Consider the following 24,829-nt stretch of genomic DNA (forward strand, 5'->3'; position numbering starts at 1 on the left):
TTGTGCCTGAATTTATGGTTTTGAGTCACTCCGGGTGAAACAACCTCAGTGCTCAAATGACCGAATTACTCACTGGCGGCTACAGCGCCGCCCGAGCCCTTGGCAGGGCCCTGATGATCATTGGAGGACAGATTCTTCTTATTGCCATTCTTGAAGTCTGTTTCGTACCAGCCACCGCCTTTCAGCCTGAAGGCCGGGGCACTTAACAGTTTTTTTAACTCAGGCTCACCACAGACACCACAGTCAGTCAGAGGTGCATCACTGAACGCTTGAATCACTTCCTGCACACCACCGCAACTTCCGCACTGATATTCGTAGATCGGCATTGAATCTGTCTATCCTTTGTTTGCCATTGTCAGAACTGGGGCATTATACCTGAACCCTTGATTTTCACCAGATAGTGTCAAGACCAATAATCAGGAAATAGAGACGGGATCAGGGATATTTTCGATGACTCTGCAGACTCTCCGAAAGACGAGGGAGGGAGACCCCTCCCCGCTGCTCTCAAACTCGATTACTTTTACTGATTTGAACAGCTGCCTCCTGCTGCTTTTCCAACGACTCCGCGACTTCCAGTAGAATCGACTCAAAATCCTGCAGATGCTCGGCAACACTCTTGCGTTGAGCATCCACATTCTCAGCCACTTCATCGAGGTGATCTTCTTTCACATCCTGAGTTTCCTGACCTTCTTCCAGCTTTGCTTCCATCCAGAGGCGGGCAAAAACCTGAGGACTGCTTGCACCTTCAAAACTGAGATTATCACCCCGGTGAGTCTCCTCTGCAGGGTTGACTGCATCCTCCAGTGCCTTTTCTGAGGGGACGCTGTTCAGAGCAATAGCGAACCCTTCTTCGGCTGCAGGAGAGTTTCTTACCTGAGGTTTATCGTCAAGGCCCTGAACAGCACTTCTCAGCTCTGCAGGGTCAGAGGGAGAGAATACCTGTTGCAGAGTCTCCAGATCCTCAGCGGCCAGGAACTGATTAACACCCTCCTCAAGCTCAATCCGGTCATCCTCTGACCGGATTTCACCTTCTCTGTGCTCTTTATCCAGCGACTTTACTCCGTCCTCGTTCTGCCCCCTTCTTCTGGACTCTCTTACCTGCTCTTTCTGAGCCCTCTGTTCGAGCTCTTTTACGGCTTGCACACCTTCTTCACCGGTTTTCATAGCAGCAGGATCGAACCGCTGACGAATTCGCCCCAGCAGACTGTTAACACGCACAAACTCTGGCGTCACTGTGTTCAGCTGTCTGTTAGCTTTGAGTAATGCAGCATGATCCGCAGTATTACTGACTTCCAATGTCTTCATCTGCTGGCTCAGAGCATTGATTTCTGTGGCAACACCTGCAATTTGATACTCGAGCGCTGTAATTTCATTCATCAACCGGTTTATTTGACCACCACTGCTATTGTTACCGGCTTGATTGGACTGAGCACTAGCCAATTCAGCCTCTTTCAGAGTTTTATGAAGATTTTTGCTGATCAGAAGTTCAGCATAGACGTCCCGCTGAGCCGCTATGTCTTTTAAATCCTCGGTTCTGGATCGAATATTTTCTCTCAGATTAAGGGCAGTGACTGCACTATCCTCCCTCCTGCCCTGCTGATAGACCCGATTGCTGAAATTCTGATCGATAGAAGCAGCACTCACCATAGCCTGTGTATCACTGATCATCCCTTTAACAATAAGAATGAGTGACTGGGTGTCATTAATATCGATATCCTGGGCATTGAAACGACGATTGAACTCATGCACTGCTGCCCTGAAGCCATCCAGCCTGGCATCAAAAGCTCTTTGGAGAAAATCATCACTGTCTGCATTGGAGACGCCCGGCTGATCTGGACTGACACTGACCGCCTGACCGCTATTACTATTTTGTGAGTTGGAAACCGAATTCGAGTTACTGAACCCCTGACTTACCTGTACCTGTGCAGGAGTTTGAGATACCTGCACATTCTGTTGCACAGGGGTCTGGGATACTCCGGAATTGGGATCGACTGGATTCATAGTCACTTCCTCCCTGAAGGTTCTATTAGATAGTGTTTTAGTTGTTTGGCCTGTTTCCGCTCTTCTTCCCACCCTTTGGATGATTTCAGAATTTTCGCTGCATTTGACAGTGCTTTAACCGCCAACTTTCGATTTTTTAGCCGAATAAAGCACTCTGTCATACAAATTGATGGACGAGGATCTTTGTCATCCAGCTTTTCAGCATAATTCAGTGCGGGTATTGCAGCTGCATCCTGATTTAGATGGTGAAGAGCCAACCCTATTCCCAGGTAGTAACGAGAACTGCGATGATCCAGAAGAGCCAGATAACGAAAGACTTTAAGAGCTTCCGCGTAGTGACCAATACTGAAATGACTGAATCCAAGCTGATAGATGGCCTCCATCTGATCCTGATCCAGCCTTCTTAATTCACGTATCGTTCCGCCCCGTCTTAAATAAGTCAGCCAAAGGTCTTTTCCTGCTTCAGCATTTTGCTGCAAGCTGTTCATAATTCATCCCTGAAAAACAAATGATCTCAATTCATTATAAACATTCATTTTTTTCTGCCTTTCATTCATTAATCCTGTCAAAACAACAAAAAGAAATTAAAAGCATTAATATTTATTCATTAAGATAATTTGCAAAATATCAGATCGCTGTTTTACTCAAGTATTCATATTGCCTAAACACTGAATCAAAAAAGGACTGAGCCTGATAATTTCAAGTTTCATAGCTCCATGCATTTGGAACTTGTCGTTATAACTACGATGAGTGCTGTTGTGGTTGTGGCATTCATTTAGCTGGCAAGTCGGCTGGTCGAGGTAGTTGTGGCATATTAGGTCTGGAAAATATCATAGGCGTTGCCAGAATCGAGCAAGACTCTGTTCATGTCCGGTTCCCCGGTACGTCCATGAGTAAGAGGACATGACTGTTATTCACCTCAAACTCGATTACACAGTCGGTGCCTTTAGGGGCGGGATTGCAGGATAGCTTTATCATGCATGGATGCGGCCCCGCTAAACGCTTGTACAAATGATGTGAGATTTTTCTAAACCCTGTTGCATCCTGTTCAGGATTGTATAAGAATCACTCTTAGCCCTATGGGGAGGTTTCGCAGTACATTCCGTCCAAGCATTACAAGGATTTTGAAACCAGGGCTAGAACACACATCGAATGCAGCAAGGAGCTGAACACTAATGAAACTCGCACAAATCAGTGCACTGAGTGCTGCCATCTTTATGGCTACCTCTGCTCAGGCTAACGCCTTCCTGGACGAATCAAGCCTGGATCTGGAGTTGCGCAACTTCTATCAAACTAAAACCAAGGATGACGGCTCGACCGACTCCTCCAACTCTCAGTGGGCCCAAGGCGTTCGTCTTGACTTCTCCTCTGGCTACTTTCAGAACATAGTCGGACTGGATCTGGGTGGTTACTACTCTCTGAAACTTGGCGCTTCCGATATTGACGGTTTTGTTGGCAACCCTGGCTTGCTCAGAGTGGATAGCGACGGCGATTCCCACAGCTACGGCAAAACATCCTACGCAATCAAATTCAATCTTGCTGACATGGGTGTTGCAAAATACGGACGCATGTTCCTTGACACACCTCTGGTCAACGACTCTGACAGCCGTGTTCTGCCAAGCCTGAGCGAAGGCTTTTACGCAGACATCACTGTATCCGGCTTGTCTGCTCACACTGCCTGGATTACGAAAGGCAACGGTAAGACCGAGTCGGGCTTTGAAGATTACGAAGTAGGTGACGACAGTGAAGCCGTAATGACACTGGGTGGTGCCTATGACTTTGGCAACGGTTTGGAATTGAGCGCCGACTATGCCAGCCAAAGCAACTACGCCAAGAAATATCTGGGTGAGGCCAGCTTCTCTACTGAAGTTGAAGGTGTTGAGGTGGGTGTGGCTGGTCAGTATGGACAAGTCGACCTCACTGGCGACAGCAAACCAACAACTGGAGACAAGAGCCAGTACACTTACGGACTGAAAGTGGCCGCCGGTGTGGGACATGCTGACTTTGGTGTTGCGTACACCAAAGTTGAAAGCACAGACTTAGGTCCATACAAAATTGGTTGGGCTGGCGGTGACGATGACACCGGTTACTTTGGCTATAACTCTATCCAGATCTCTGACTTCAACAGCAACGGTCAAAAAGCCTGGGGCTTCTCTGCAGGCTATGACTTTGAAGGCATCGTTGACGGTCTGAGCGTCAAGGGTATTTACGTCATGGGTGAAGTTAAGTCTGAGGACGAAACTGAGTACAACCTGGACATCAATTATGCAATCCCTCAGGTTGAGGGTCTGACCGCCCGTCTGAGATACGCAAATAATACTGTTGAAGCCAAAGGTGCAGACGATGTTGTCAAGACCGACACACGTGTCATCCTGAAGTACAACGTCGCTGTGTTCTGATCTAACCATCAGAAGAAGCGACCTTACAAAGCCTCTGCTATGCGGGGGCTTTTTTTATTGCCTCAGGAAAGCAGCAAACCGACTTAAACAGCACCCCATCAAAAGGCAATCATTGCTAAACAAATACTTCAGATACTAAAAAGGGAGGCTGAATGCCTCCCTTGAAGGGCCGAAAAGAGCTCAACGAGTCAACACCAGCGTCATCACGAAGCGGCGTATTCCTTGAGCTTTTTCAAAGGACGAACCTTAACCTGTATACTGGCCGGTTTGGCGGGCACATCCATTAACTCGCCGGGCTTAAATGGGTTAGGTACGCCTTTCTTGGCTTTCTGAGCAGGTTTTTTCCTGGTCACGATCTTGAGCAGTCCCGGAAGAGTGAACTCGCCACAGCCCCGCTTCTTGATATGACGCTCTACCAGTATTCCCAACTCTTCCAGCACAGCACCCACTTCTTTCCGACTCAAACCGGTACTCTCTGAAATATCAGCAAGAATCTGGGTTTTACTGTACTTATCCTTGATAGCTGTGGCTTTCTTCGCTGCCATTCGATTACTCTCCTGATGGATTTTCCCTGTAGGTTACCTTCCGCACCAGCGGATTGTGATCTGCCACTTCACCAGGCTGATTTAATGTTTCACGAGGCAAGTCCGAAAAATCGGACATTCAACTTCCCTAACCTCAGAGAGCCTGCAAAACCAGACTTTTGAAACATCTGAAATCACTATAACAAGTGATTTTTTACAGTGGTAGTCTTTTTTACACCCTTTTAAGCATTGCCATAGCCCTCTATATAAGGGGCATAGAAAGAGTTTGAGATAGAGGCACAATGACGTTACATTAATCCTTACAGCAGTGTTACGCTGTGGCTTTTTGTTGCCCGTTTGTTTGCGCGCTGAATTGACCGCATTACTGATTTCAAAGCATTCCCATAATTTCGGGAGGCAGTCACTTCATAGAGAGCTTGCAACAGGGAGCTTTATTGATGTTTTACCGGGGTAAGGCGCTTTTTAATGCAGTAATGCCTGAAATCCGCATATTTTTACAGTCACACACATAACAACCAAAAGGACTCAGCACTTGAAACATCTTAAATTTATCCACATGATCTTAGGCATCCTTTCACTGGCAGTATTAATTGTGGAGGGGTCTGTCCTCAATGTGCTGCTTGGTGGCGCACTGGCTATCGCCTCAGCTACGATGCTGCTGCTTACTGCCGCACTGATTCACCTCTGCCTTGGCTGCTATCTGACAGTCTATCGCGGCAAAAAATGCTTTTTGCAGGCAATGGCTTCAGTCATGCTGATTGCAGCGACTGCTCTTAGTGGCTGGGCAATATTTTCTCACCAGACACCTGAGATTCCATCTTCACTGCTCCTTGTCACCGGCGTCCTGCTGCACGTTCTGATCAACCTGAAATCCTTTAACCCCACAAGCCCAATGGAAGTCATAGATTCCGACAGAGAGACTGGCACCGTCAAATGGTTCAACGTTTCAAAGGGCTTCGGCTTTATTACCCGGGACAGTGGTGAAGATGTCTTCGTCCACTACCGCACGATACGTGGAGAGGGTCACCGGACACTGTCTGAAGGGCAAAGGGTAGAATTTATCGTTGTGGAAAAAGACAAGGGACTGCAGGCAGAAGACGTGATTGCTGCACCCAAAGGCCGCTAAAGCCAATATTTTTTTCTGAACGGGGCTCTGTCCTGCCCCGTTCAAGCTTGTGACCCTTATTAATAATGAGGAGGAGCACTCTCCTTCTGTTCTTCCAACCGAGAGCTGGCCATAGTCATTAATTGCTTTTTCAGCTGAATCATTTCCTGCTTCAAACGATCAATTTCCTGCTGCTGACGGGTCACCACCTCGTTGAGCTGGGCAACGGTATCTTCCTGAAAGCTGAGCTGGGTCTGCAACTCAATCAGTTCCTCATTCATTTCATTCACCCCACTCATTCAAAGCAGCTGAACAATGATTCCAGCTTCTTTTTGATCTCACCGACCTGCGCCTGCTCATATGGCTTGGCTGGCAACCTGCCCCAAACAGGGTTTGGCCAGGCAACATCACTTTCATAACGGACAATATGATGAACATGTAACTGTTTAACAACATTACCCAGAGCCGCCACATTCATCTTATCTGCTTCAAAGACATCATTCAGAATGGCAGCAGTCAATGACGACTCACAAGCCAGCTGCAGCTGTTGCTCTTCATCAAGATGAAAAGCCTCATGAACCCCTGCCACTCTGGGCACCAGAATAAACCAGGGGTACTGACTGTCATTCATCAGCAAAACCCGGCAAAGGGGCAGATCCCCCATGACAAAGCAGTCCTTCTCCAGTCTGTTATCCAGCTGAAATTCGCTCATAATTACTCCGATTAAGCCGAGTTGCCAGTAATAATTTGCAGCACTATAGCTAACCTGCTGATGAAATTCGACCGTGATTCACTCAGCAGCCATGACGTCTCTGCACAACCGTAGTAATATGCCGTTTTTGTGTTTTTGATAATCGGATAACTGAGCACATGCGTACTAGTCAATCCTTGATCTCCACCCTCAAGGAAACACCTTCTGATGCCGTCGTCGTCAGCCACCAGCTGATGCTGCGAGCAGGCATGATCCGCAAACTGGCATCTGGTCTCTACAGCTGGATGCCCATGGGTCTGCGCGTTCTCCAGAAGGTAGAGAACATTGTTCGTGAAGAGATGAACCGCTCCGGCGCACAGGAAGTCCTGCTGCCTGCCGTGCAACCGGCTGAACTCTGGCAGGAAACCGGGCGCTGGGATCAATTTGGCCCCGAACTGCTCAGGTTTAAAGACCGTCATCAGCGCGACTTCGTCATTGGCCCTACTCATGAAGAAGTCATCACCGATATGGTTCGTGACACTATCAGCAGCTACAAACAGCTGCCCATGAATCTGTACCAGATCCAAACCAAATTCCGTGATGAAATCCGTCCCCGCTTTGGTCTGATGCGTGGTCGAGAGTTCATTATGAAAGACGCCTATTCATTCCATTCCAATGATGAAAGCCTCGGTCTTGAATACGAAAACATGCACGACACCTACAACCGTATCTTTACCCGCCTGGGTCTGAATTTCAGGGCCGTAGAAGCGGATACGGGCTCCATCGGTGGCAGCGCCTCACACGAAATTCACGTTCTGGCCGAATCTGGAGAGGACGCCATCGTCTTCAGTGACCAGAGTGAATACGCAGCCAACATTGAAAAAGCAGAAGCCCTGGCACCTGCTCACCAGAGAGCAGCTCCCTCTGAAGAAATGCGTCTGGTTGATACCCCCGAAGCAAAAACTATTGCCGATCTGGTTGAACAATTTGACCTACCCATTGAGAAGACAGTCAAGACCCTGATTGTTGCAGCAGCCGAAGAATCAGATGCGGACTTCGTTGCCCTGATAGTTCGTGGTGATCATGAGCTGAATGAAATAAAAGCGGAAAAACTGTCGGAAGTTGCAACACCTCTGCGTTTTGCGACAGAAGAAGAGATCAACTCCATCATGGGAGCAGGGCCCGGCTCTTTGGGCCCTGTAGGCATCAAAATCCCTTGCATAGTTGATCGCTCGGTTGCGGTCATGTCTGACTTCGGTGCAGGAGCCAACATAGATGGTAAACATCAATTTGGTATCAACTGGGAAAGAGACGCATCTTTCGATCGTATCGCCGATGTGAGAAATATTGTAGAAGGTGATCCCAGCCCTTGCGGCAGAGGCACCCTGGAAATCAAGCGCGGTATCGAAGTAGGTCATATTTTCCAGCTGGGTACTAAATACTCTGAGTCCATGAAGGCTACCGTTCTGGATGAAAACGGAAAAGCCGTGACTATGGCGATGGGTTGCTACGGGCTGGGGGTTTCCCGTGTCGTCGCAGCCGCCATTGAGCAAAATCATGACGATCGCGGAATCATCTGGCCCGAAAGCATTGCGCCTTTCCAGATCGCCATTGTTGGTCTGAAGATTGAGAAGTCTGAAGCCGTCCGGGAAGCCGCCGAGAACCTCTATAAGGAACTGACTGAAGCGGGCTACGACGTCCTTCTGGATGATCGTAAAGCCAGTCCGGGCGTCAAGTTTGCCGACATGGAACTGATCGGTATTCCACACCGGGTGGTCCTGAGTGATAGAGGGTTGCAGAACGGTCAGGTAGAATACAAATATCGCAGGGCAGCAGATCGCGAAGACGTGGCACTCAGTGAAATTTCGGACTTTCTTAAGGAACGTCTGGCCTGAACAGTTTATCAAACGGCCGTCGTTTTATAATAAAAATAGCCTGATTACAGGTTTCACCCTCGCACTTTTGCTAACTCCGACAACCGGTTGGAGTCAGCAGAAAGTAGATGAAGGGCTGCGAATCTATCTTGAAGAGGCTCTCAGTACCACCGAGAGTTTTTCAGATCGTTTCGAGGCAGAAGTCTGGCTGGTCGATATGTCCAGCCGACTAAAGCCATTCATGAAACATCAGAGTCAGCGAAAGCGTCTGGAGTTGCTCAAAAAAATTCACAAAAAAGCCACTGCCGCTAAACTCTCCCCCGAACTGGTGCTGGCATTAATTCAAACAGAATCCTCTTTTGACCGATTTGCTGTTTCTTCTGCCGGAGCCCAAGGTCTGATGCAGGTTATGCCGTTCTGGAAAGACGTCATTGGCCGCCCACAGGATAACCTGACCGACGTAGAGACCAATCTGAAATACGGCAGCCATATTCTCAGTTATTACCTGGAAAAGGAAAAAGGCAACCTGACCCGGGCACTGGCCCGTTACAATGGCAGTCTTGGCAAAACATGGTATCCGGAGCGAGTGTATAAAAACTGGGATCGCCACTGGCGTAATGACTGAGAAGGACTTCAGAGCCCTAGCCATCAACTGATTACCCAGTAGTAAACTCGGAAAATTCCTGTTCCGACTCCACGGAAACACTGACACCAGTCACTCGAGCCATGGGAGGACCTTTATGCAACCAGGCTTCCAACCTGTCCAACTCTTGCTCTTCACCGCACATTAAAACTTCAACTCTTCCGTCTGGTAAATTTTTTGCCCACCCGGTAATCCCCAGTTTTCTGGCTTCCTGCTGGGTTGAGCCACGGAACCAGACGCCCTGCACTTTCCCATCAACCATTGCACGCCTGCATTGATTAGCCATTTTCATCAACCTTGTTCATTAATACCCGAACGCTGTCTTCCAGACTTTCCTTTGTCTGAGGTCCATACAATACTTCTATCAGTTTTCCCTTAGGATTAACAATCATGGTCGCAGGCAGTACCTGGGGGTCTCTGGTCTCCAGCAACACCATAGGACTCTGGGTAACAACAGGAAACCGAATACCCATATTTCTGGCTTTTTTTATCAGTTCTTTTCCCTGACTGTCATCAAAATCATACCCGAGAATCCGAATTTTTCCGTCACTGGCCAGGGCATTCAGCTCCGGGATCTCTTCACGACAGGGACCACACCACTGGGCCCAGATGTTTATAACGGTCCACCGACCTTTATCATCCTTGAGAAATACGCCTTTTCCCTGAGTATCTGTCAAGTCAGGTTTCGAGCAGGCAGACAGAAATAGAGCGGTCAGTAACAATGAAAAGAATCGAAAAAAAAATAATCGCATTACCCTTAGATCCTGTAACGAGTTTGTTCTGATTCTAGTTGGAATACTTCATAAAGTCGCCCCGAAGCCTGTTGAAATTATGCTTTAGAGCATGGAGTAGAAAACCCTCTCTGTCTGTCACTCAATACAAAAAAAACCGGCCTGAACAAAGACCGGCTTTCGAACTGAATAAACGATGAGATTATCATGCCGTTGCCACTTTCCCCGGGGCCTGCCCGAATTCCAGTGCTTCCAGCGAGCGACTGTAACTCCTTTCATTAACCGATCACACTCATTAAATCATCTTTTGACTGAGGTCAGTATTTTCAGAATTCAGTAAAGAGGTCATCAAGATGGCAATCGAGTACAGCCCGCTGCTGTTCATTCAACTGTTTCAGACGATCTACCATTTGAACATACCATCCGGGCTTATCCAGAGTGACAACAGAATCCAGCTGCTGATCCGAAGGGTAAGACCAGGGGAGTTGCTGGCAAAGGTTATTGAGCCCCAGATGTCTAAGATCCCTGGCCAGTATCATTTCTCCCAGATCATTTTTACTGACCACCCCCTCCTCCAGCAGGTGGCTGGTGTAAAGCTCCCAATCTTCAAGAGAGAGATTCCATCCTGCCTGGTGCAGCTGCTCGAGCTTGAAACTCAACCCTTTTTGAAACTGCTCATTAAATCCGTTCAGGACCACCAGAACGCCTAACAAAGGTGGAAGCGCCTCATTCCGAGTCTGGTTGGATAAAGCAAAACTCCTGACCAGTACCGCACCAAAAAGAACCAGTATCCAACTTAAATAAATCCAAAGCAGGAATACGGGAACGGCCGCAAAAGCGCCATAGATCAATTGATACGACGGCGACAGAGTAATAAACAGAGCAAAGCCATTCTTTGCCAGCTCAAGCAAAAAAGCTACGATCAGCGCCCCCGTGAAAGCGTGACGAAAAGGTACACGTCGATTGGGTACAGCCATATAGAGCAAAGTGAAAACAATGCTGCTCAACAGAATGGGAGTTAACCGTAACAGCCACTGATCAACCCCAAGATAGGCAGTAGTATCAGCTATCAGTTTCAGGGATGCCAGATAAGACGTCAGCACAAAACCAACACCGAGCAGGAAGGGCCCCATGCTAAGAATCGCCCAGTAGAGCAGGAAGCCGACAATTCCCCGGCGAACCCTGTCTACCTGCCAGATCTGATTAATAGCACCATCAATGGTTCTGAGCATCATAAATGCCGTGACCACCAGAAAAGCAACACCCACTCCAGTCAACTTGCGTGCCTGCTGGGAAAAACTGGAAAGGTAAGACTGGATCTGTTCACCCGCTGTCGGAACAAAGTGACTGAATATAAAACTCTGTACCATCTCGCCTACCCCCTGGAAAGAGGGAATAGCCGATAACATGCTATAGGTAACCGTCATCATTGGCACTACAGCAAACAGTGTCGTATACGTCAGCGCAGCGGCGTTATTGAGGCAACGGTGCTTAAAGAAAGTATCAGAGACAGACAGAAGATAGGCACGGAGCCATTGAACATATTGAGCCTGTGTAGAACTGGAAAAAAGCGAGCCTGGCATAGCGAATCCCTGATATTGAAAAGAGCCTGACGCGAAGATTTTCAGCCAGGCTCCAGCTCAGAGAAGCGTATCAGTTCTTATGCCCCGGAGGAAAGCCATTCAATATGCCCTCAACCGCGGCATTGATCTTTTCACTCCGCTCTTCGGGTGTGGCACTGTATATCACTTTGGAAGTGAAGCGTCCTCGCCATTCCAGCTGCTGACTTTCCGGATTCACAAAATCGATGAGGAGCGAACCTTCCTGATAGTCTCTCACCCGGGTTTCTGTCGTAGCACCCATTCCCCGTAAGCCCATGCCATAGCCCATAGAGGTAGAAATTTGGTTCAGCTCCCTGTGGGTACGGGTCATGGTTAGATAATTAACCAGAAAATCCGGACGGTCATCTTTGCTCACCTCTCGATACCCTCTGGCCTGGAGATCTCTGTTAATAGCAGCCCGGATTCGCATCTGCGTCAAACCATCAATGTGATATCCCTCGACCTTTTTGTTGTCCTCCGGTTTGTTCAACCATGCATAGGTTTTCCAGTCTTTCATCGATTGAGTGGCAGCAGGGGTATTGTTGTAGTCCCAGTCGAGTCTCTGACTGGAACAGCCAGTCACTGCAATGGCAACAAGCACAATCAGCAACTGTTTAAGCTTGTACATATCAATACCTGCCTGTTGGGAAGAAAGTTTATTGTTAGATCTGTGTCCACCAGCCAGACTTAATTACAGCAGCCCATGCGACTAATTGATCCATCACCCAAGCCGATCCAGCCTGCTCTGGCAGTATCCCTGTAGAATTATACGGTTGACCCGGTTAGAAGTGTGTGAATTTACAGAATATTTGCGGGCTACATGACTTCAATTGCACCAAAACCCATTCAACGATAATCTTCCCATCACAGAAATAGCAGTATGACTTCAGGCTCCAGCCTGTCGAAACAACTGCCCATTGCGAAAATAGTTCGAGAGCAAAGCAATATGAGCGTTACGATTTACCATAACCCCCGCTGCTCAAAGTCCAGACAGACTTTGGCCCTGATCGAAGAAAAAGGCATCAACCCTGACGTAGTGCTTTACCTGGACACCCCGCCCAGCGAAGCCGCTTTGACTGACATTCTGAAACAGCTCGGTAAGAGCCCCGAAGAACTGATGCGCAAGGGCGAACAGGAGTACAAGGACCATATCAAAGGTCAGGAACTTTCAGAACAGCAGCAAATAGCAAAAATGATTGCCCACCCCAAAATAATTGAAAGACCCATCGTCGTGAGCAACGGTCAGGCGCGTGTCGGTCGCCCGCCGGAATCCGTTCTGGAGATCCTTTAATCGTGGACCTGAATCAAAAAGCCAGGCTAAGCTACCGATTGAGCCTGCTACTCTACTTCTGCCTGCTAGCTTCGCAGATCGCAAAAGTGCTCTGGCTGCACCCACCTCAAAACTCGGCATGGATGATTGCGTCTTTCACCATTGTTCCACTGTTGCTACCTCTTTACGGGTTGATCAGGCGACAGCCAAGGGCATCGGCCTGGTTATGCTTCATTCTCTGCTTTTACTTTATCAGCGGTGTGCTTGATGCCTGGTTTATCAGAGACTCCATACATGGTTGGCTGATTACCGCATTCAGCAGTGCACTGTTTGTATCCGCCATGATGTTTACCCGCTGGCAGGGACAATTAAACAACCTGCCCCGGTGACTGAACCTTCCCTGGACAGATCAACCCTTTTCTTCTCAAAAAAAGCTCCTGCATTGGCAAGAGCTTTTTTCGTCAAACGATCTTAATAGGACAACTGAACTTCGATGGCTGACCCGGCCTGTTCTACCGTTGAGGGTGGACTGCTGATGATACGTTTCTCGCTGACACCTTCACTCCGAAGAAAATCATAAACCAGATTAAGACGATCAGTGGCCAGCTTATTCATTTTTTCCTGATTCGCAGGCCAGTTTACCAACAACCATTGCTCCGCTTCTTTGATACGTTTGCTCTGACTGGCATCACCCACTTCGGGTAATGTTCGATTGTGAGCCCTGAGATACATTTGCTCAATCAAATGCCCTCTGACGTCGGCCGGAATTTCTTTCACTTCTCCCGGCTTTGTTTGATGGATGGCCGAATAGAGTTCAGCCAGATTGGACTCAAGCTCTGCCCTGGAGAGACTGGGCCAATCTTGATTCTTGCTGGCTACCGCTTTCAGAGACAGACCAAGTTCAGGCCTTATTCTGAGCACTCGACCCCAGCCCTTCAATTGTGTTTTGTCGTATTCTGTCAACACAGCCTTACCCGACGGCATCTGTATATCACCGGATAATATTGGCTTGATACCGGCCTGGTTGGAAAGGTACTGCAGGGGCTGTTCCAGCACACTTTCCCAAGCCTCCCGCGTAGCTGTTCCTGCCGCGACTTGCGGCGACAATCCATCACGGTCTGTAACGTCTATGGAAATAATGGACTGCGGGTTAGCCATCAAAGCTTTCACATGATTGATATCCAGCTCGGGCTCGACAGGTCTGCCTACAAGCTTTGAAAAAGTCAGCTTGCCCTTGCTGCCTCCTCCTGCAGAAGAAACAAGATTCAGGTTTACACGACTTCCGGCCAGATCATATCCGGCAACAGACCGCTCTGAAACAGGCAGCAAAGATAAATCCACATCCCTTGCAGTAACGTTAAGTCTGGAGGTTACCGCATTCTTCAGATCGACGCTGCCTTTCAGAGAGACTGGAACACGCTCAAGCCATTGTCCAGCGAGCTGAAAGGTGTACTGTTCTGGACTCATCACTGCCAGCTCCACCCGACTGTTACTGAACAGTTTTCGATTCTGCTTTTGAGATGACTGAATAGCGCCATTGAATTCGATATTCTTAAGCGTAAATGGTACAGAGCCATCAGTGGGTAATGAACGATTAAGCGTTTTTGCAATTTGCTCCAAAGGACTGCCTTTGACCGTCAACAAGCCGCCCCTGAAAGAAAGGTCTTCGACAGAACCTTTCCGGCATCTGAATTGAAAACCCTCTGCAAATAATTCTTTCCAGCTCAACTCAAGACCGGAGCTCAAATCATGATATTCACCATCCAGCACTTTGGCCGTGCCAGTCAGCTCAACCCCCTGATCCCCGGACCATTCAACAGACAAGTCTGTCGAAAGACGGCCTTCCAGCGAGCAATTTGAACATTTAAGAAAGTTCTGACTGACAACATCAGCCAGTGGTAGCTCATCAATGGATAACTGACCAGACAGTGCCAGTTTCTTTAAATCAATAATACCGCCCAGTGACCACTTTATGTGACTTGACTCCCTAACTACTTCAACATCGATCTGATCAGGCCGATGGGTTTTCAGCTCCATTTTACTGAAATCAATACTGACCACTTTACTGGAACCGGTCTGTTCGGTGTTCACTACCTTCATCGATCCGTCTTCGAAGACAAACTGCTCCGTTTCCCTGAGAAATTGATAAAGGTTGGGCATGGGTGGTTTCTGACCGATGATCGCCAGATCAATAAAGATCCCGGGCTTTTTAAAATCGATTCGATCCAGCTCAATGGTTTCTTTCCAAAGGGAAGTCCAGGCGACATTGACAGCCATAGATTCTGACTTAAGAGTAATTCCGGGCGAGATTCTGAGTTCCGGCCTGGTGAGCAGGAATTTACCGGATAAGAAAGAATACTCTTTCTCAACAGAAAGGACTTCAACCCCGGTTTGATTTTCTATTTGCTGGAGCAGCTGGTCTGTGTATCGACCAGGAACCATTAGCATCACTGAAATCAGAAACAGCAGAATGGCCAGAATAACTACGACAAAGAGCACAAACCGGATAGCCGGCTTCTGGGTTTGCATACTACTTCTCTTGATTACCAATTCATGACTTGTTTGACGAAGGGTATGGTCAACTTCCTTTTGGCCCTCAATGAAGCACTGTCCAGCTTCTGCAGCATCTTGAATAAGTGCCCCATATCCCTGTTACTGCGGTATATGATATACCGGGCCACATCTTCATTCAGATCCAGCCCACGCAAATGAGCCCTAAGCTGCAATGCCGACACTTTGTCCCTGTCGCTGAGAGGCTGAACCTGAAACACCAACCCCCAGCTTAGTCTCGAGACCAGGTCGGGCAAAAGGATAGCAAGTCTTTTAGGTGGACAATCAGCTGCCACCAGCAAGCGAGTCCGGGAATCCCTGAGGCGATTGAACAGATCAAAAAGCCCTTCTTCCCACTCTGGTATGCCTGCTACAGCATTAACATCATCAACACACACCAGTTGAAGTCTTTCCATACCCTCCAGCAGCTTTGAAGGATAGTGAACAAGCTCCTTCATCGGCAGATAGATACTACGGCCTTTTCTGCGATCAACCTGGTGACAGGCAGCCTGAAGAAGATGACTGCAGCCAACGCCGGGGGCTCCGTAGAGATAGATAAACTGTTCTGAGTCTACTCCACCGACCTGCTGATCCATATCCAGCATATTGACCAGCGCAGCATTATCTCCGCTGAAAAAGTTTTCAAAGGTGGCATCGTCCCTAATCTGAACACTGAGCGGTAATTGCACAGGCTGGCTCACATACGACATTAAACAGCCTTGAGCGGGAAATGCCGCTCAACCTTGACAATGGATAGACATTCCGAACCCTCTATTGCGGCATTTCTATTAAAAAATACCAGCTTCAGCGGGTTGATAGAATCTGCAGGAGACAGCTGCAACAAAATCACTTCACTCATCCCTCGTCTGAATAGCATGGTAAAATGGATTTCTGTTCGCTGCAGGCATAGATCACCTTACTCCTTCGGCTCACCAGCATTATACAGGTGGCTCGCCTTATAATTTCGATGCAGATGACGCAAGAGTACCATAATAATGGCTGCTAATGGCAGTGCTATTAGCATCCCGACGAAGCCCAGAATCTGCCCACCCGCCATCAGCGCAAAGATAACCGCCACCGGATGCAGACCAATCCGGTCACCCACCAGATAAGGTGTCAGTACCCACCCCTCAAGAGCTTGTCCCAGGGCAAACACACCGGTCACCAAAAGTAGCGGCAGGTAGCTGTCAAATTGAAAAACAGCCACCATGATGGCTGTAGTGAAACCGACCACAAACCCCATATAAGGAATGATACTGACCAGCCCTGCCAGCAGTCCGATCAACAACGCAAACTGCAAGCCTACCGCCCAGAGTCCCAGACCGTAGATCAATCCCAGGGCCAGCATGACCATAAGCTGACCTTTGAGGAAAGCGCCCAATACTTCATCGCACTCACTGGCAAGTTCAACCACAATAGGTTCAAGATTGACAGGCAGCATCAGACGGATATGTTCCATCATATGATCCCAGTCGCGCAAGAGGTAAAAAGTCACAACCGGAACCAGGAACAGATTCACGAGAAAACCTATTACTGCCAGACTTGAGCTGGTTACTGAACGACCAAGCTGAGCCAGAAGTCCACCGGCTTTTTGCCATTCACCCGCCACGGCCTTGACCAGCTGACTGATATCAAACCACTCTGGGTCCAGGTCGGTGTATTCAACCAGTCTTGGGATGACATTGATTCTAATCCACTCTTCCCAGACCGGAAGCAACTGCATAAGGGTTTTGACTTGCTGGAATAAGGCCGGTATCAGGATGAGCAGCATCAGTACCAGAAAAGTAAAAATCACCAGAAAAACCAGTGTCACCGAAAGCGACCGGGAGAGCTGCAGCCTTTCCAGACGATCAACCAGCGGATCGCCTAAATAGGCAAGCACAGCACTGATCGCAAAGGGTGTCATGACCGCCCCGACAAAATTAATCAGCACTACGCCAACCAAAACGATGCCTGCTAGCATCCACTGTTGCTGTCTGGTCATTTTTTTCCTTCTATTGCAACTCGCCTTGCAGGGTGCATGAAAAAAACCGCACTCCGGAATTTAATATCTGACTTCCTGTCAGCCTCCCAACCAACGGTATTGCAACGTCTGGTTGACCTCGTCAGCACCAGTCGCTCTCATCTTCCGCCCCAGGGCAATAGCATCCGACAATTGACTCAGCGTACCATCAATTAGCAGCTCCAATTGAATTTTATTACCGCCAACTTTGACTGCCATTACATCCCTGACCGCCGTCAAACCTTTAAGATATTTAATCAGCCCTGCATAGTCCTGCGTGCTGGCAATACCCTCCACTACCAGCATCGGATTGACACTACTGCCACCCGAGAGAACTGCATAGTGCCGGGAAAGGGAATTACCAATAAGATCAGCAATGGCCAGAGCCAGTCCTTCTGCAGAAAGGTCTGCGACTGTGGCATCAAACTGCTGATTTTTAAAGAGAAGAACCAAGCGACCATTATAATGGCGTCCACGAACTTCGCTCAGACGCCCCCCCAATACGGCCTCAGAACCATATCTTCTTGACGCCTGACCCAGCTTGTCCGAAAACAGCCCCCAGACATCGACATCAGAAATCGCGGCATTGTCTTCAAAGTCCATGAGAGGGAGAGTCAGAGGCAATGAGCGGGCAGCCATAACATGCTCCAGATCACTCACCAGAGGCGAGTCTGCTTCTTCTCTCAAAACCTGCCTGCCCCCCTGCTTTTCAATGGCTAACCAGACAATGGTATCTGGTCGGTTGGAACCCCAGATCCCCAGATCATTTTCTCGCAGCAGTCGATTAACTGCCGCTTCATTGAAACGCACCTGAAGGAAAAGTTGCTGTCCTGATCCGGTATCACGGCGCTCATAACCAAAACTCCGAACCAGCGCAGAGGCATTCTTAAGTGACTGTATAACCCCCTTGTTACTGAGGGTACTGCGCTGCCCGGTCACTTTAACCAGGACCTCAGACAAAGCCCGCTTAATGGCGGCCTCCCTTTCATCATTGCCCTGACCGGTAACAGGTACGCCGGCACGATAAAGTCCGCTCATCTCTGCAGCAGGCAGCTGAAAAGACAACAGGGCCAGCAGAAGAGTAAATATCAGTCTGGAAAATGGGAACAATCGTTCCAGCTTGCATGCTTTGTACATAATGTCCGGAATCAAAAACAGGCACTCTTCCTGAACAAACAGTCATAAACACCAATAAAGCCAAGGTCCGGTTTATGAAATGTTAGCAACTTCCGACAAGACTGCTTATCTTTGTATAGAGTACTAATTTACCCAGACGAAACGCCCGGAGCCGAGTATCCCTATATTTTGCCATAACTTTCTGGCTTTGTAGAAAATCTTTATAAAACAACAGGCGGCCAACCGTAAAACCAAAGCAATAGCAGGCGGCTTTATGAATTTTACGGGTTACGTTAGAATGCGCGCTCTGATCAATCCACTTTAGATTCCACGGTGCGGATACATCTCCGATGAGCAAAAGCGACCGCGATACAAATTCCCCTGTTTCTTCCCTGAGCTATAAAGACGCAGGTGTCGACATCCAGGCAGGCAACGCCCTGGTTGATCGTATCAAGCATGTAGCCAAAGCCACCTCACGTCCCGAAGTAATGAGCGGCCTGGGAGGCTTTGGTGCCTTGTGCCAGATACCATCAGGTTATAAGGAGCCGGTTCTGGTTTCCGGCACTGATGGTGTCGGCACCAAGCTGAAACTGGCTATGGATCTGGGCAAGCACGATACCATTGGTATTGACTTGGTGGCCATGTGCGTCAACGACCTGCTGGTTTCTGGTGCCGAGCCCCTGTTTTTCCTGGATTACTACGCAACCGGAAAACTCAATGTTGACGTGGCCGAGCAGGTCGTTACTGGCATTGGTGCAGGCTGTGAACAGGCTGGCTGTGCCCTTATTGGTGGTGAGACCGCAGAAATGCCCGGTATGTATCAGGGCGAAGACTATGACCTGGCGGGCTTCTGCACCGGTGTCGTTGAAAAGTCCAATATCATTGATGGCAGCAAAGTCGCCGCCGGCGATGTTCTGATCGGCCTGAAGTCCAGCGGTCCGCACTCTAACGGATACTCCCTGATCCGCAAGGTTCTGGAAGTCAGTCAGGCAGACCTGACCAGTGAAGTCGACGGCAAACCTCTGGCTGAAGCCCTGATGGCTCCAACCCGAATCTACGTCAAACCCCTGCTGCAGCTTCAAAAAGAAGTACCAGTCCATGCTATGGCACATATTACCGGTGGCGGTCTGACTGAAAACCTGCCAAGGGTTATTCCTGATGGCTGTGTTGCTGTCATTAACACCAAGAGCTGGGAAATCCCGGAAGTGTTCAAACGCCTGCAGCAAGCTGGCAACATTGCCCAGTCAGAAATGTATCTGACCTTTAACTGCGGTGTTGGCATGATAGTCTGCGTTCCCCGGGAGCAGAGTGAACAGGCCGTTGCCAGACTCAATGAGCTGGGCGAAGAGGCCTTTATCATCGGCCATATGGAATCGGGTTCCGGCGACAAAGTCGTTTACCGTTAAGAGAAAGAAAGGGCTTGAGCTGCATTTTCTTAGCCTTGTTCAAGCCTTCTTCAATATGAGTTAAGAATCTTGAGAGCGGAAATGACGGATAACTATCGAGTCGTCGTATTGCTATCGGGCAGTGGTACCACTTTACAGGCCATTCTCGATCGGCAGGAACAGTATTGCTATCAGGTGGTCGGTGTGCTCAGCAACCGCCCTGATGCCCATGGTCTGGAGAGAGCCAGCAAGGCAGGGGTTGATACCTGTAGCCTTGACCATAAACGTTTCTCCAGCCGGGAATCATTTGATCTTGAGCTGGTGAAGCGTATTGATGAGTTTAAACCTGATCTGGTTGTACTTGCAGGCTATATGCGCATACTCAGCCGTGCTTTTGTTAAGCACTATCAGGGAAAACTGATCAATATACACCCTTCCCTGCTCCCCAGGCACAAAGGTTTGAATACCTATCAGTCAGCACTGGATGCAGGTGACAAAGAGCATGGAACATCGGTTCACTATGTCACGGAAGAGCTGGACAGTGGTTCTGTTGTAATGCAAGCGACGCTGGATATCACTGATGTTGATACAGCGAAGACGCTTGAACAGAGAGTCAAGGTCATGGAACACCACCTTTACCCCAAGGCTATAGACTGGATTGCTTCTGGCCGAATAACGATCCAAAACGATGCCATATCACTTGACAAAAAGCCGCTTGGTCCTCAAGGATATCGTATATCTGAAAAAAGTATCGCCACAGCAAACTGACTCCGTTTTAGACATTTCTTGTTGATTCAAGCATTAACAACGGTTTCATTAATGAGTGGCCATAGGCTGTGAAGACCTCCCTATTACCGGCAGGAGGTTTTCCCTTAAAAAGGAATTATCCTGATGACCTCTTTCAAGACCGTCTCGGCCCTTTTGGCTTCTGGCCTCTTGATCGCCAGCACTCCTTCCATTGCAAAACCCGAAGAAGCCACGTTAAAGCCATTCACAGCGGAATATAAAGCAAAAGTCTCCGGCATCAGTGGCTCAGGTACACGCAGTCTGAAAAAAGAGGGAGACCAGTGGGTTCTGGATTTTGGTGCCAGTGCATCGGTCATGATCGCTTCCATCAGTCTGGATGAATCCAGTCGCTTCAATTTACAAAAGGGTCAGGCACTTCCCCAGGATTACCAATACGAGCGAAAGGGGATAGGCAGCAAACCAGCCAAAACAGCCCGGTTTGACTGGAAATCCATGGAAGCCTCCTGGCAACAGGCTGAGAAACAATCAAAGATCCCATTTAAATCAGGCGTCCAGGACCCTCTCTCATACCAGCTCCAACTTCGGCTGGACTTGAAGGCAGGAAAAAAAGAGCTGACCTACCCAATTGTTGACGATGATGAAATCTACGAAAGACGGTTTGTGATTGAAGCTGATGAAGTACTGAATACACCAGCCGGCCCGCTCAATACGACCCGTGTAAAAGTGGTCCGCGAAGATAACGACCGCGAAACCTGGATCTGGTTTGCCAAAGACTGGGATTATGTTCTGGTGCAACTGCATCAAAAAGAAAACGGTTCAGACTACCTGATTCAGTTCAAAGGTGGTGAACTGGATGGCAGAAGTATTAAAGGAATCACCCCCACTCCATCAAAGTAGATCTTGCGGAGGACTCAGCTCATCCCGATACACAAGTTTTATACAAGACTATCCGGTTTTGTGGTGCGCAGATATAACGAATGCGCTGTCTGTTGCTCCGGGTTTCCGATAAAATGGTAGCTCCTGTTTCAACACTCCTTCACCTCAATGTCAGGAGCTTTCCGTGAGACTTCTCCACACTATGCTTCGAGTGGGCGATCTCGATCGTTCCATTGCTTTTTATACTGATATCCTGGGTATGAAACTGCTTCGCAAGCACGATAATGAGCAATACAAATACACTCTGGCTTTTGTTGGCTATGCCGATGAATCAGAACAGGCCGTTATTGAACTGACTTATAACTGGGGTACCAGTGATTATGACCCTGGTACGGGTTTTGGTCATATAGCCATTGGCTTTGATGATATCTATGTAACCTGTGAGACCATCCGTGCCAACGGTGGCAAGATTACCCGTGAACCAGGCCCGGTCAAGGGTGGAACGACAGAGATCGCCTTTGTAGAAGACCCCGACGGCTACAAAATCGAAATGATCCAGAACAAAAGTGCATCCCGGGGACTTCAGGGATAAGGACAATACACAGGGAAGTGAACCAGTCAATGCCAGACAATTCTGAAAAACCTTCCGATACCGCTATCAAAAAGACTCAGAGAATAGCTGGCCTCTGCCTGATGATCTCTCTAGTTTCAAGCTGCTCCAGAAATTCAACCGTTAACTATGCGACTGATGTTGTGGTTCGAGAGTTGGGTGGACCTGCAGCTGAGGTCTACTCAACGGTTAAGGCCGTCAAGAGTGTCCAGAAAGATGTGATCGCATTTGAAGCCCTGGTTCGGATTCTGTCAACAGAGGCCCGTGTTAACTGGGGTGACGAAAAAAGTGCCAGCAGGAAGGAATACGTTAAATACACCAACCATTACCGCACCCGGGTATTTGTTAACTTTGAACAGGGCAAGGTTCACGTTGAAACGCTGGATAGAGAAGACCTGAAACACGCGATTATTGTCACCCTGCTAACGCCTTACAATCCTGATGAAGTTGACCTGTTCAGCGACAAAGCCGTCCCCATCGGGGAAGAGCCCATGCTTTATGGACAGGTTGTGGACCATCAGGGACAGCCTATACGCTGGGAGTGGCGAGCCAGTCAGTTTGCCGATTATCTGATTAACCATCAGTTAACCACTCGCGCCAGCACCAAGGGTACCGTTTACTCTGTTGATCTTGATCTGGTTGGCGACCATATGATCAAAAGGCAGTATCAATACGCCGGTATCGTTAGACAGATGTCGCAAAGATACAAGATTAAGGAAAGTTTGATCTATGCGATCATGAGGACAGAAAGTAGCTTCAACCCTTACGCTGTGAGCCATGCTAATGCCTATGGACTGATGCAGATTATCCCATCAACGGCAGGAAGAGATGTTTTCAAACTGGTCAAACGTCGCAGTGGACAGCCCAGCAGACAATATCTTTTCAACCCGTTTAATAATATTGATGCAGGCACCGCTTATCTGCACCTTCTTGAAACCCGCTACCTGAAAAATGTCAGAGATCCACTGGTAAAACATTACGCTATTATCTCTGCCTACAATGGTGGAACAGGGAATGTTTTGAAAACCTTCCATTCCAATCGCACCCGGGCTATAGAAATCCTCAATGAGATGGAACCAGAAGAAGCGTATTGGTCTCTCACCCGCAAACACCCCAGACAGGAATCAAGAAACTATCTGAAAAAAGTCACCAAAGCTCAGAAAGACTTTTATAAAGGCGATGTCTGAATTTGGTTTTTGACCGCAAAACACACTTACTTTCTTGAACTACCACTGTCGTGATCTACCTTTCCTCTCCACAAAATTAATAACGTATGAATCGAATAATGAAACGATCGTTTTTTGCGAAACTCCTGTTACTGCTTTTGTCTTTGTCTGCCATCTGTCAGGCAGAATCGTTAACAAGACGTTTTGTTATCGAGCATAAACAGAGCACTCAAACCTTTTCTGTTAAGCGCAGCCTGAATCCATTGTTGGACAATCCGAAGTACCCTGCCGACACAAACGGCTACGCAGTTTTTTTGCCGCATGATGACAAGCCAAACAAACCTGAGGGTTACGGGCTACAAATGACCTTTATTGAGTCCATTTCTTGGCAATTGCTTTACGCCACCAACGTGCTGATTGCATACGAACTGATCCTGACCACCAGGAACCCTGCCCTGAGGGGCAAACCTTATTCATGGATACCTGAAGAAGTGTTTGTCGCAGTCGGCTGGCTTTTAAAAAGTTACTGGAACCCCGATTCATTGCTGTTTAACCCGAAGGAACATCTGGAGGTAAGTCGGGTTGACCCGTTTACGATCACCACTATGACGCTCCCCGGACAAAACAAACAACAAAGCAACCAACAAAACCCGCCATCAGGATCATCGGGTCAGCAAGCCCCAGGGGCAACCAGCCATGTTACAGGACCTATCAAAAGGCTATTGTCGTTTTTATGTGGCGACGGTGACAAAGACCCTGAACAAGAACAGCATACTTTGGGTTTCGATTGTCACGTCGATTCCTGTCATGGCGTTTGCAAACTCCGGCAAGCATCCAATGGCAGTGAGTTAGCTGAAGAGACGCTGAGTACCGCAGAAAGTTCGACTGGACAAAAGGCGAAAAAAACCAGTTTACAAGAAGTAGATGAGCATTCTGAGTCACTTGTTAACGCAGTGCCTGACACCGAAACAGATGAATCAAACACAACAGCTGATGACATTGTTTCAGCAATCATAGAGCACATGAATACGTTAATAGCTATTCTCATTAAAAACGATGCGAATTATGGAGTTGAATCTCCTAGCCCGGATATTCAGGTATTCAGAAATGCCATTGAATTACTTGAATACCTTGACCCTTCCGATATTTCACAAGGTCCAGAAGTGACCGACTCGAATTGTGACTGTCTATACTGTGAAGGCTTTAGCGATACTTGGTATATCGTCTATTACAGGGGTAAGTTGTTATTCACAGTAACACAAACTGAAGCTGAAACCAGGTTTGCAGATCGCTGGACATATGGGGAATCAGCAAAGATTAAAACCGAAGACTTATTTAATGAACTCTATTATGCTCCCGATGCTCCCGGTTTCCAATATGCAAAGAGTGAATTTGAGAAATGTAGAAAAGAATAACCCGAAAAGCCACAAACTAATCCTGTCAGTGTTCAGCTGCACACGTAAAAAGGCTAATGACAAAGACAGCTCGTCCCCAACACATTCTCACACTCCCAATGG

Annotated in this window: 26 protein-coding genes; 12 read left to right on the forward strand and 14 right to left on the reverse strand. The window is 48.2% G+C overall.

Annotated features, from left to right (window positions below; all coding sequences use genetic code 11):
- Positions 1–65: 65 nt before the first annotated feature.
- The 3 genes from P6910_RS16310 to P6910_RS16320 form a co-directional block, all read right to left on the reverse strand.
- On the reverse strand, positions 66–326 hold the full coding sequence (locus tag P6910_RS16310; protein WP_317142331.1) for a zinc ribbon domain-containing protein: 261 nt from the start codon (positions 324–326) through the stop codon (positions 66–68).
- A gap of 178 nt (positions 327–504) precedes the next feature.
- Positions 505–2,001, reverse strand: a complete 1,497-nt coding sequence (locus P6910_RS16315; RefSeq protein WP_317142332.1) for a hypothetical protein — start codon at positions 1,999–2,001, stop codon at positions 505–507.
- Positions 2,002–2,003: 2 nt separating this feature from the next.
- The gene (locus tag P6910_RS16320; RefSeq protein WP_317142333.1) at positions 2,004–2,489 is read right to left on the reverse strand and encodes a SycD/LcrH family type III secretion system chaperone; all 486 of its coding nucleotides are present in this window, start codon (positions 2,487–2,489) and stop codon (positions 2,004–2,006) included.
- Between the two features lie 687 nt (positions 2,490–3,176).
- Between P6910_RS16320 and P6910_RS16325 the strand changes: the two genes are divergently transcribed.
- The gene (locus P6910_RS16325) at positions 3,177–4,400 is read left to right on the forward strand and encodes an OprD family outer membrane porin (RefSeq protein ID WP_317142334.1); all 1,224 of its coding nucleotides are present in this window, start codon (positions 3,177–3,179) and stop codon (positions 4,398–4,400) included.
- A 203-nt stretch (positions 4,401–4,603) separates the two neighbouring features.
- On the opposite strand, the gene P6910_RS16330 is transcribed toward P6910_RS16325, so the two are convergent.
- On the reverse strand, positions 4,604–4,945 hold the full coding sequence (locus P6910_RS16330; protein ID WP_317142335.1) for an HU family DNA-binding protein: 342 nt from the start codon (positions 4,943–4,945) through the stop codon (positions 4,604–4,606).
- A gap of 592 nt (positions 4,946–5,537) precedes the next feature.
- Between P6910_RS16330 and P6910_RS16335 the strand changes: the two genes are divergently transcribed.
- On the forward strand, positions 5,538–6,071 hold the full coding sequence (locus P6910_RS16335; RefSeq protein ID WP_317142336.1) for a cold shock domain-containing protein: 534 nt from the start codon (positions 5,538–5,540) through the stop codon (positions 6,069–6,071).
- 59 nt (positions 6,072–6,130) lie between these two features.
- Here the strand turns inward: P6910_RS16335 and P6910_RS16340 are convergent, their stop codons facing one another.
- Positions 6,131–6,349, reverse strand: coding sequence for a SlyX family protein (locus P6910_RS16340; RefSeq protein ID WP_317142337.1), 219 nt, complete (start codon positions 6,347–6,349; stop codon positions 6,131–6,133).
- Positions 6,346–6,762 carry an HIT domain-containing protein gene (locus tag P6910_RS16345; protein WP_317142338.1) on the reverse strand — a complete coding sequence of 139 codons (417 nt, stop codon included), beginning with the start codon at positions 6,760–6,762 and terminating at the stop codon, positions 6,346–6,348. The genes P6910_RS16340 and P6910_RS16345 overlap by 4 nt, the downstream gene beginning before the upstream one ends.
- A 158-nt stretch (positions 6,763–6,920) precedes the next feature.
- On the opposite strand from P6910_RS16345, the gene P6910_RS16350 reads away from it, so the two are divergent.
- Together P6910_RS16350 and P6910_RS16355 are read left to right on the forward strand one after the other, a co-directional pair.
- Positions 6,921–8,636: a proline--tRNA ligase gene (locus tag P6910_RS16350; protein ID WP_317142339.1), complete on the forward strand. Its 1,716-nt coding sequence runs from the start codon at positions 6,921–6,923 to the stop codon at positions 8,634–8,636.
- Between the two features lie 67 nt (positions 8,637–8,703).
- Positions 8,704–9,240 carry a lytic transglycosylase domain-containing protein gene (locus P6910_RS16355; protein WP_317142340.1) on the forward strand — a complete coding sequence of 179 codons (537 nt, stop codon included), beginning with the start codon at positions 8,704–8,706 and terminating at the stop codon, positions 9,238–9,240.
- A 31-nt stretch (positions 9,241–9,271) separates the two neighbouring features.
- Here P6910_RS16355 and P6910_RS16360 read toward each other — a convergent pair whose 3' ends face one another.
- The 4 genes from P6910_RS16360 to P6910_RS16375 all read right to left on the reverse strand — a co-directional run bounded on the left by P6910_RS16360 (position 9,272) and on the right by P6910_RS16375 (position 12,218).
- Entirely contained in the window at positions 9,272–9,544 is a 273-nt protein-coding gene (locus P6910_RS16360) for an acylphosphatase (protein WP_317142341.1), read from the reverse strand.
- Positions 9,537–9,935 carry a TlpA disulfide reductase family protein gene (locus tag P6910_RS16365; RefSeq protein ID WP_317142342.1) on the reverse strand — a complete coding sequence of 133 codons (399 nt, stop codon included), beginning with the start codon at positions 9,933–9,935 and terminating at the stop codon, positions 9,537–9,539. Before P6910_RS16365 ends, P6910_RS16360 begins: the two co-directional genes overlap by 8 nt.
- Positions 9,936–10,315: 380 nt before the next feature.
- Positions 10,316–11,572 (reverse strand): YihY family inner membrane protein, encoded by a 1,257-nt coding sequence (locus tag P6910_RS16370; RefSeq protein WP_317142343.1) that lies wholly within the window; start codon positions 11,570–11,572, stop codon positions 10,316–10,318.
- Between the two features lie 70 nt (positions 11,573–11,642).
- The gene (locus P6910_RS16375; protein WP_317142344.1) at positions 11,643–12,218 is read right to left on the reverse strand and encodes a DUF4136 domain-containing protein; all 576 of its coding nucleotides are present in this window, start codon (positions 12,216–12,218) and stop codon (positions 11,643–11,645) included.
- 318 nt (positions 12,219–12,536) lie between these two features.
- Here P6910_RS16375 and arsC point away from each other — a divergent pair, with 318 nt between their 5' ends.
- Both arsC and P6910_RS16385 read left to right on the forward strand, forming a co-directional pair.
- Positions 12,537–12,881 carry an arsenate reductase (glutaredoxin) gene (gene arsC / locus P6910_RS16380; protein WP_317142345.1) on the forward strand — a complete coding sequence of 115 codons (345 nt, stop codon included), beginning with the start codon at positions 12,537–12,539 and terminating at the stop codon, positions 12,879–12,881.
- Positions 12,882–12,883: 2 nt separating this feature from the next.
- Entirely contained in the window at positions 12,884–13,249 is a 366-nt protein-coding gene (locus tag P6910_RS16385) for a DUF2069 domain-containing protein (protein ID WP_317142346.1), read from the forward strand.
- Positions 13,250–13,331: 82 nt separating this feature from the next.
- Here the strand turns inward: P6910_RS16385 and P6910_RS16390 are convergent, their stop codons facing one another.
- The 4 genes from P6910_RS16390 to P6910_RS16405 all read right to left on the reverse strand — a co-directional run bounded on the left by P6910_RS16390 (position 13,332) and on the right by P6910_RS16405 (position 18,564).
- Positions 13,332–15,389: a hypothetical protein gene (locus tag P6910_RS16390; protein ID WP_317142347.1), complete on the reverse strand. Its 2,058-nt coding sequence runs from the start codon at positions 15,387–15,389 to the stop codon at positions 13,332–13,334.
- A 14-nt stretch (positions 15,390–15,403) separates the two neighbouring features.
- Entirely contained in the window at positions 15,404–16,120 is a 717-nt protein-coding gene (gene hda / locus P6910_RS16395) for a DnaA regulatory inactivator Hda (protein ID WP_317142348.1), read from the reverse strand.
- Between the two features lie 206 nt (positions 16,121–16,326).
- Positions 16,327–17,394: an AI-2E family transporter gene (locus P6910_RS16400; RefSeq protein ID WP_317142349.1), complete on the reverse strand. Its 1,068-nt coding sequence runs from the start codon at positions 17,392–17,394 to the stop codon at positions 16,327–16,329.
- 78 nt (positions 17,395–17,472) lie between these two features.
- The gene (locus tag P6910_RS16405; RefSeq protein WP_317142350.1) at positions 17,473–18,564 is read right to left on the reverse strand and encodes a DUF2066 domain-containing protein; all 1,092 of its coding nucleotides are present in this window, start codon (positions 18,562–18,564) and stop codon (positions 17,473–17,475) included.
- 314 nt (positions 18,565–18,878) lie between these two features.
- Between P6910_RS16405 and purM the strand changes: the two genes are divergently transcribed.
- The 6 genes from purM to P6910_RS16435 all read left to right on the forward strand — a co-directional run bounded on the left by purM (position 18,879) and on the right by P6910_RS16435 (position 24,727).
- Positions 18,879–19,934: a phosphoribosylformylglycinamidine cyclo-ligase gene (gene purM, locus P6910_RS16410; RefSeq protein WP_317142351.1), complete on the forward strand. Its 1,056-nt coding sequence runs from the start codon at positions 18,879–18,881 to the stop codon at positions 19,932–19,934.
- An 81-nt stretch (positions 19,935–20,015) separates the two neighbouring features.
- The gene (gene purN, locus P6910_RS16415; protein WP_317142352.1) at positions 20,016–20,681 is read left to right on the forward strand and encodes a phosphoribosylglycinamide formyltransferase; all 666 of its coding nucleotides are present in this window, start codon (positions 20,016–20,018) and stop codon (positions 20,679–20,681) included.
- Between the two features lie 123 nt (positions 20,682–20,804).
- A complete protein-coding gene (locus tag P6910_RS16420; RefSeq protein ID WP_317142353.1) occupies positions 20,805–21,557 on the forward strand; it encodes a DUF3108 domain-containing protein in 753 nt (250 codons plus the stop codon).
- Positions 21,558–21,720: 163 nt separating this feature from the next.
- Positions 21,721–22,128, forward strand: a complete 408-nt coding sequence (gloA, locus tag P6910_RS16425; protein WP_317142354.1) for a lactoylglutathione lyase — start codon at positions 21,721–21,723, stop codon at positions 22,126–22,128.
- 101 nt (positions 22,129–22,229) lie between these two features.
- On the forward strand, positions 22,230–23,333 hold the full coding sequence (gene mltC / locus P6910_RS16430; protein WP_317142355.1) for a membrane-bound lytic murein transglycosylase MltC: 1,104 nt from the start codon (positions 22,230–22,232) through the stop codon (positions 23,331–23,333).
- Between the two features lie 98 nt (positions 23,334–23,431).
- Positions 23,432–24,727 carry a hypothetical protein gene (locus P6910_RS16435; RefSeq protein WP_317142356.1) on the forward strand — a complete coding sequence of 432 codons (1,296 nt, stop codon included), beginning with the start codon at positions 23,432–23,434 and terminating at the stop codon, positions 24,725–24,727.
- The last annotated feature ends 102 nt before the right edge of the window (positions 24,728–24,829 follow it).

Source organism: Endozoicomonas sp. 8E, from assembly GCF_032883915.1.
In the GTDB taxonomy this organism is placed as follows: domain Bacteria; phylum Pseudomonadota; class Gammaproteobacteria; order Pseudomonadales; family Endozoicomonadaceae; genus Endozoicomonas_A.

Bases quoted from the DNA above. Each gene is read 5' to 3' on its own strand.
- P6910_RS16310 (WP_317142331.1), bottom strand. From the start codon at position 326: ATGCCGATCTACGAATATCAGTGCGGAAGTTGCGGTGGTGTGCAGGAA.
- P6910_RS16315 (WP_317142332.1), bottom strand. From the start codon at position 2,001: ATGAATCCAGTCGATCCCAATTCCGGAGTATCCCAGACCCCTGTGCAA.
- P6910_RS16320 (WP_317142333.1), bottom strand. From the start codon at position 2,489: ATGAACAGCTTGCAGCAAAATGCTGAAGCAGGAAAAGACCTTTGGCTG.
- P6910_RS16325 (WP_317142334.1), top strand. From the start codon at position 3,177: ATGAAACTCGCACAAATCAGTGCACTGAGTGCTGCCATCTTTATGGCT.
- P6910_RS16330 (WP_317142335.1), bottom strand. From the start codon at position 4,945: ATGGCAGCGAAGAAAGCCACAGCTATCAAGGATAAGTACAGTAAAACC.
- P6910_RS16340 (WP_317142337.1), bottom strand. From the start codon at position 6,349: ATGAGTGGGGTGAATGAAATGAATGAGGAACTGATTGAGTTGCAGACC.
- P6910_RS16345 (WP_317142338.1), bottom strand. From the start codon at position 6,762: ATGAGCGAATTTCAGCTGGATAACAGACTGGAGAAGGACTGCTTTGTC.
- P6910_RS16350 (WP_317142339.1), top strand. From the start codon at position 6,921: ATGCGTACTAGTCAATCCTTGATCTCCACCCTCAAGGAAACACCTTCT.
- P6910_RS16360 (WP_317142341.1), bottom strand. From the start codon at position 9,544: ATGGCTAATCAATGCAGGCGTGCAATGGTTGATGGGAAAGTGCAGGGC.
- P6910_RS16370 (WP_317142343.1), bottom strand. From the start codon at position 11,572: ATGCCAGGCTCGCTTTTTTCCAGTTCTACACAGGCTCAATATGTTCAA.
- P6910_RS16375 (WP_317142344.1), bottom strand. From the start codon at position 12,218: ATGTACAAGCTTAAACAGTTGCTGATTGTGCTTGTTGCCATTGCAGTG.
- arsC (WP_317142345.1), top strand. From the start codon at position 12,537: ATGAGCGTTACGATTTACCATAACCCCCGCTGCTCAAAGTCCAGACAG.
- P6910_RS16390 (WP_317142347.1), bottom strand. From the start codon at position 15,389: ATGCAAACCCAGAAGCCGGCTATCCGGTTTGTGCTCTTTGTCGTAGTT.
- hda (WP_317142348.1), bottom strand. From the start codon at position 16,120: ATGTCGTATGTGAGCCAGCCTGTGCAATTACCGCTCAGTGTTCAGATT.
- P6910_RS16400 (WP_317142349.1), bottom strand. From the start codon at position 17,394: ATGACCAGACAGCAACAGTGGATGCTAGCAGGCATCGTTTTGGTTGGC.
- purM (WP_317142351.1), top strand. From the start codon at position 18,879: ATGAGCAAAAGCGACCGCGATACAAATTCCCCTGTTTCTTCCCTGAGC.
- purN (WP_317142352.1), top strand. From the start codon at position 20,016: ATGACGGATAACTATCGAGTCGTCGTATTGCTATCGGGCAGTGGTACC.
- P6910_RS16420 (WP_317142353.1), top strand. From the start codon at position 20,805: ATGACCTCTTTCAAGACCGTCTCGGCCCTTTTGGCTTCTGGCCTCTTG.
- mltC (WP_317142355.1), top strand. From the start codon at position 22,230: ATGATCTCTCTAGTTTCAAGCTGCTCCAGAAATTCAACCGTTAACTAT.
- P6910_RS16435 (WP_317142356.1), top strand. From the start codon at position 23,432: ATGAAACGATCGTTTTTTGCGAAACTCCTGTTACTGCTTTTGTCTTTG.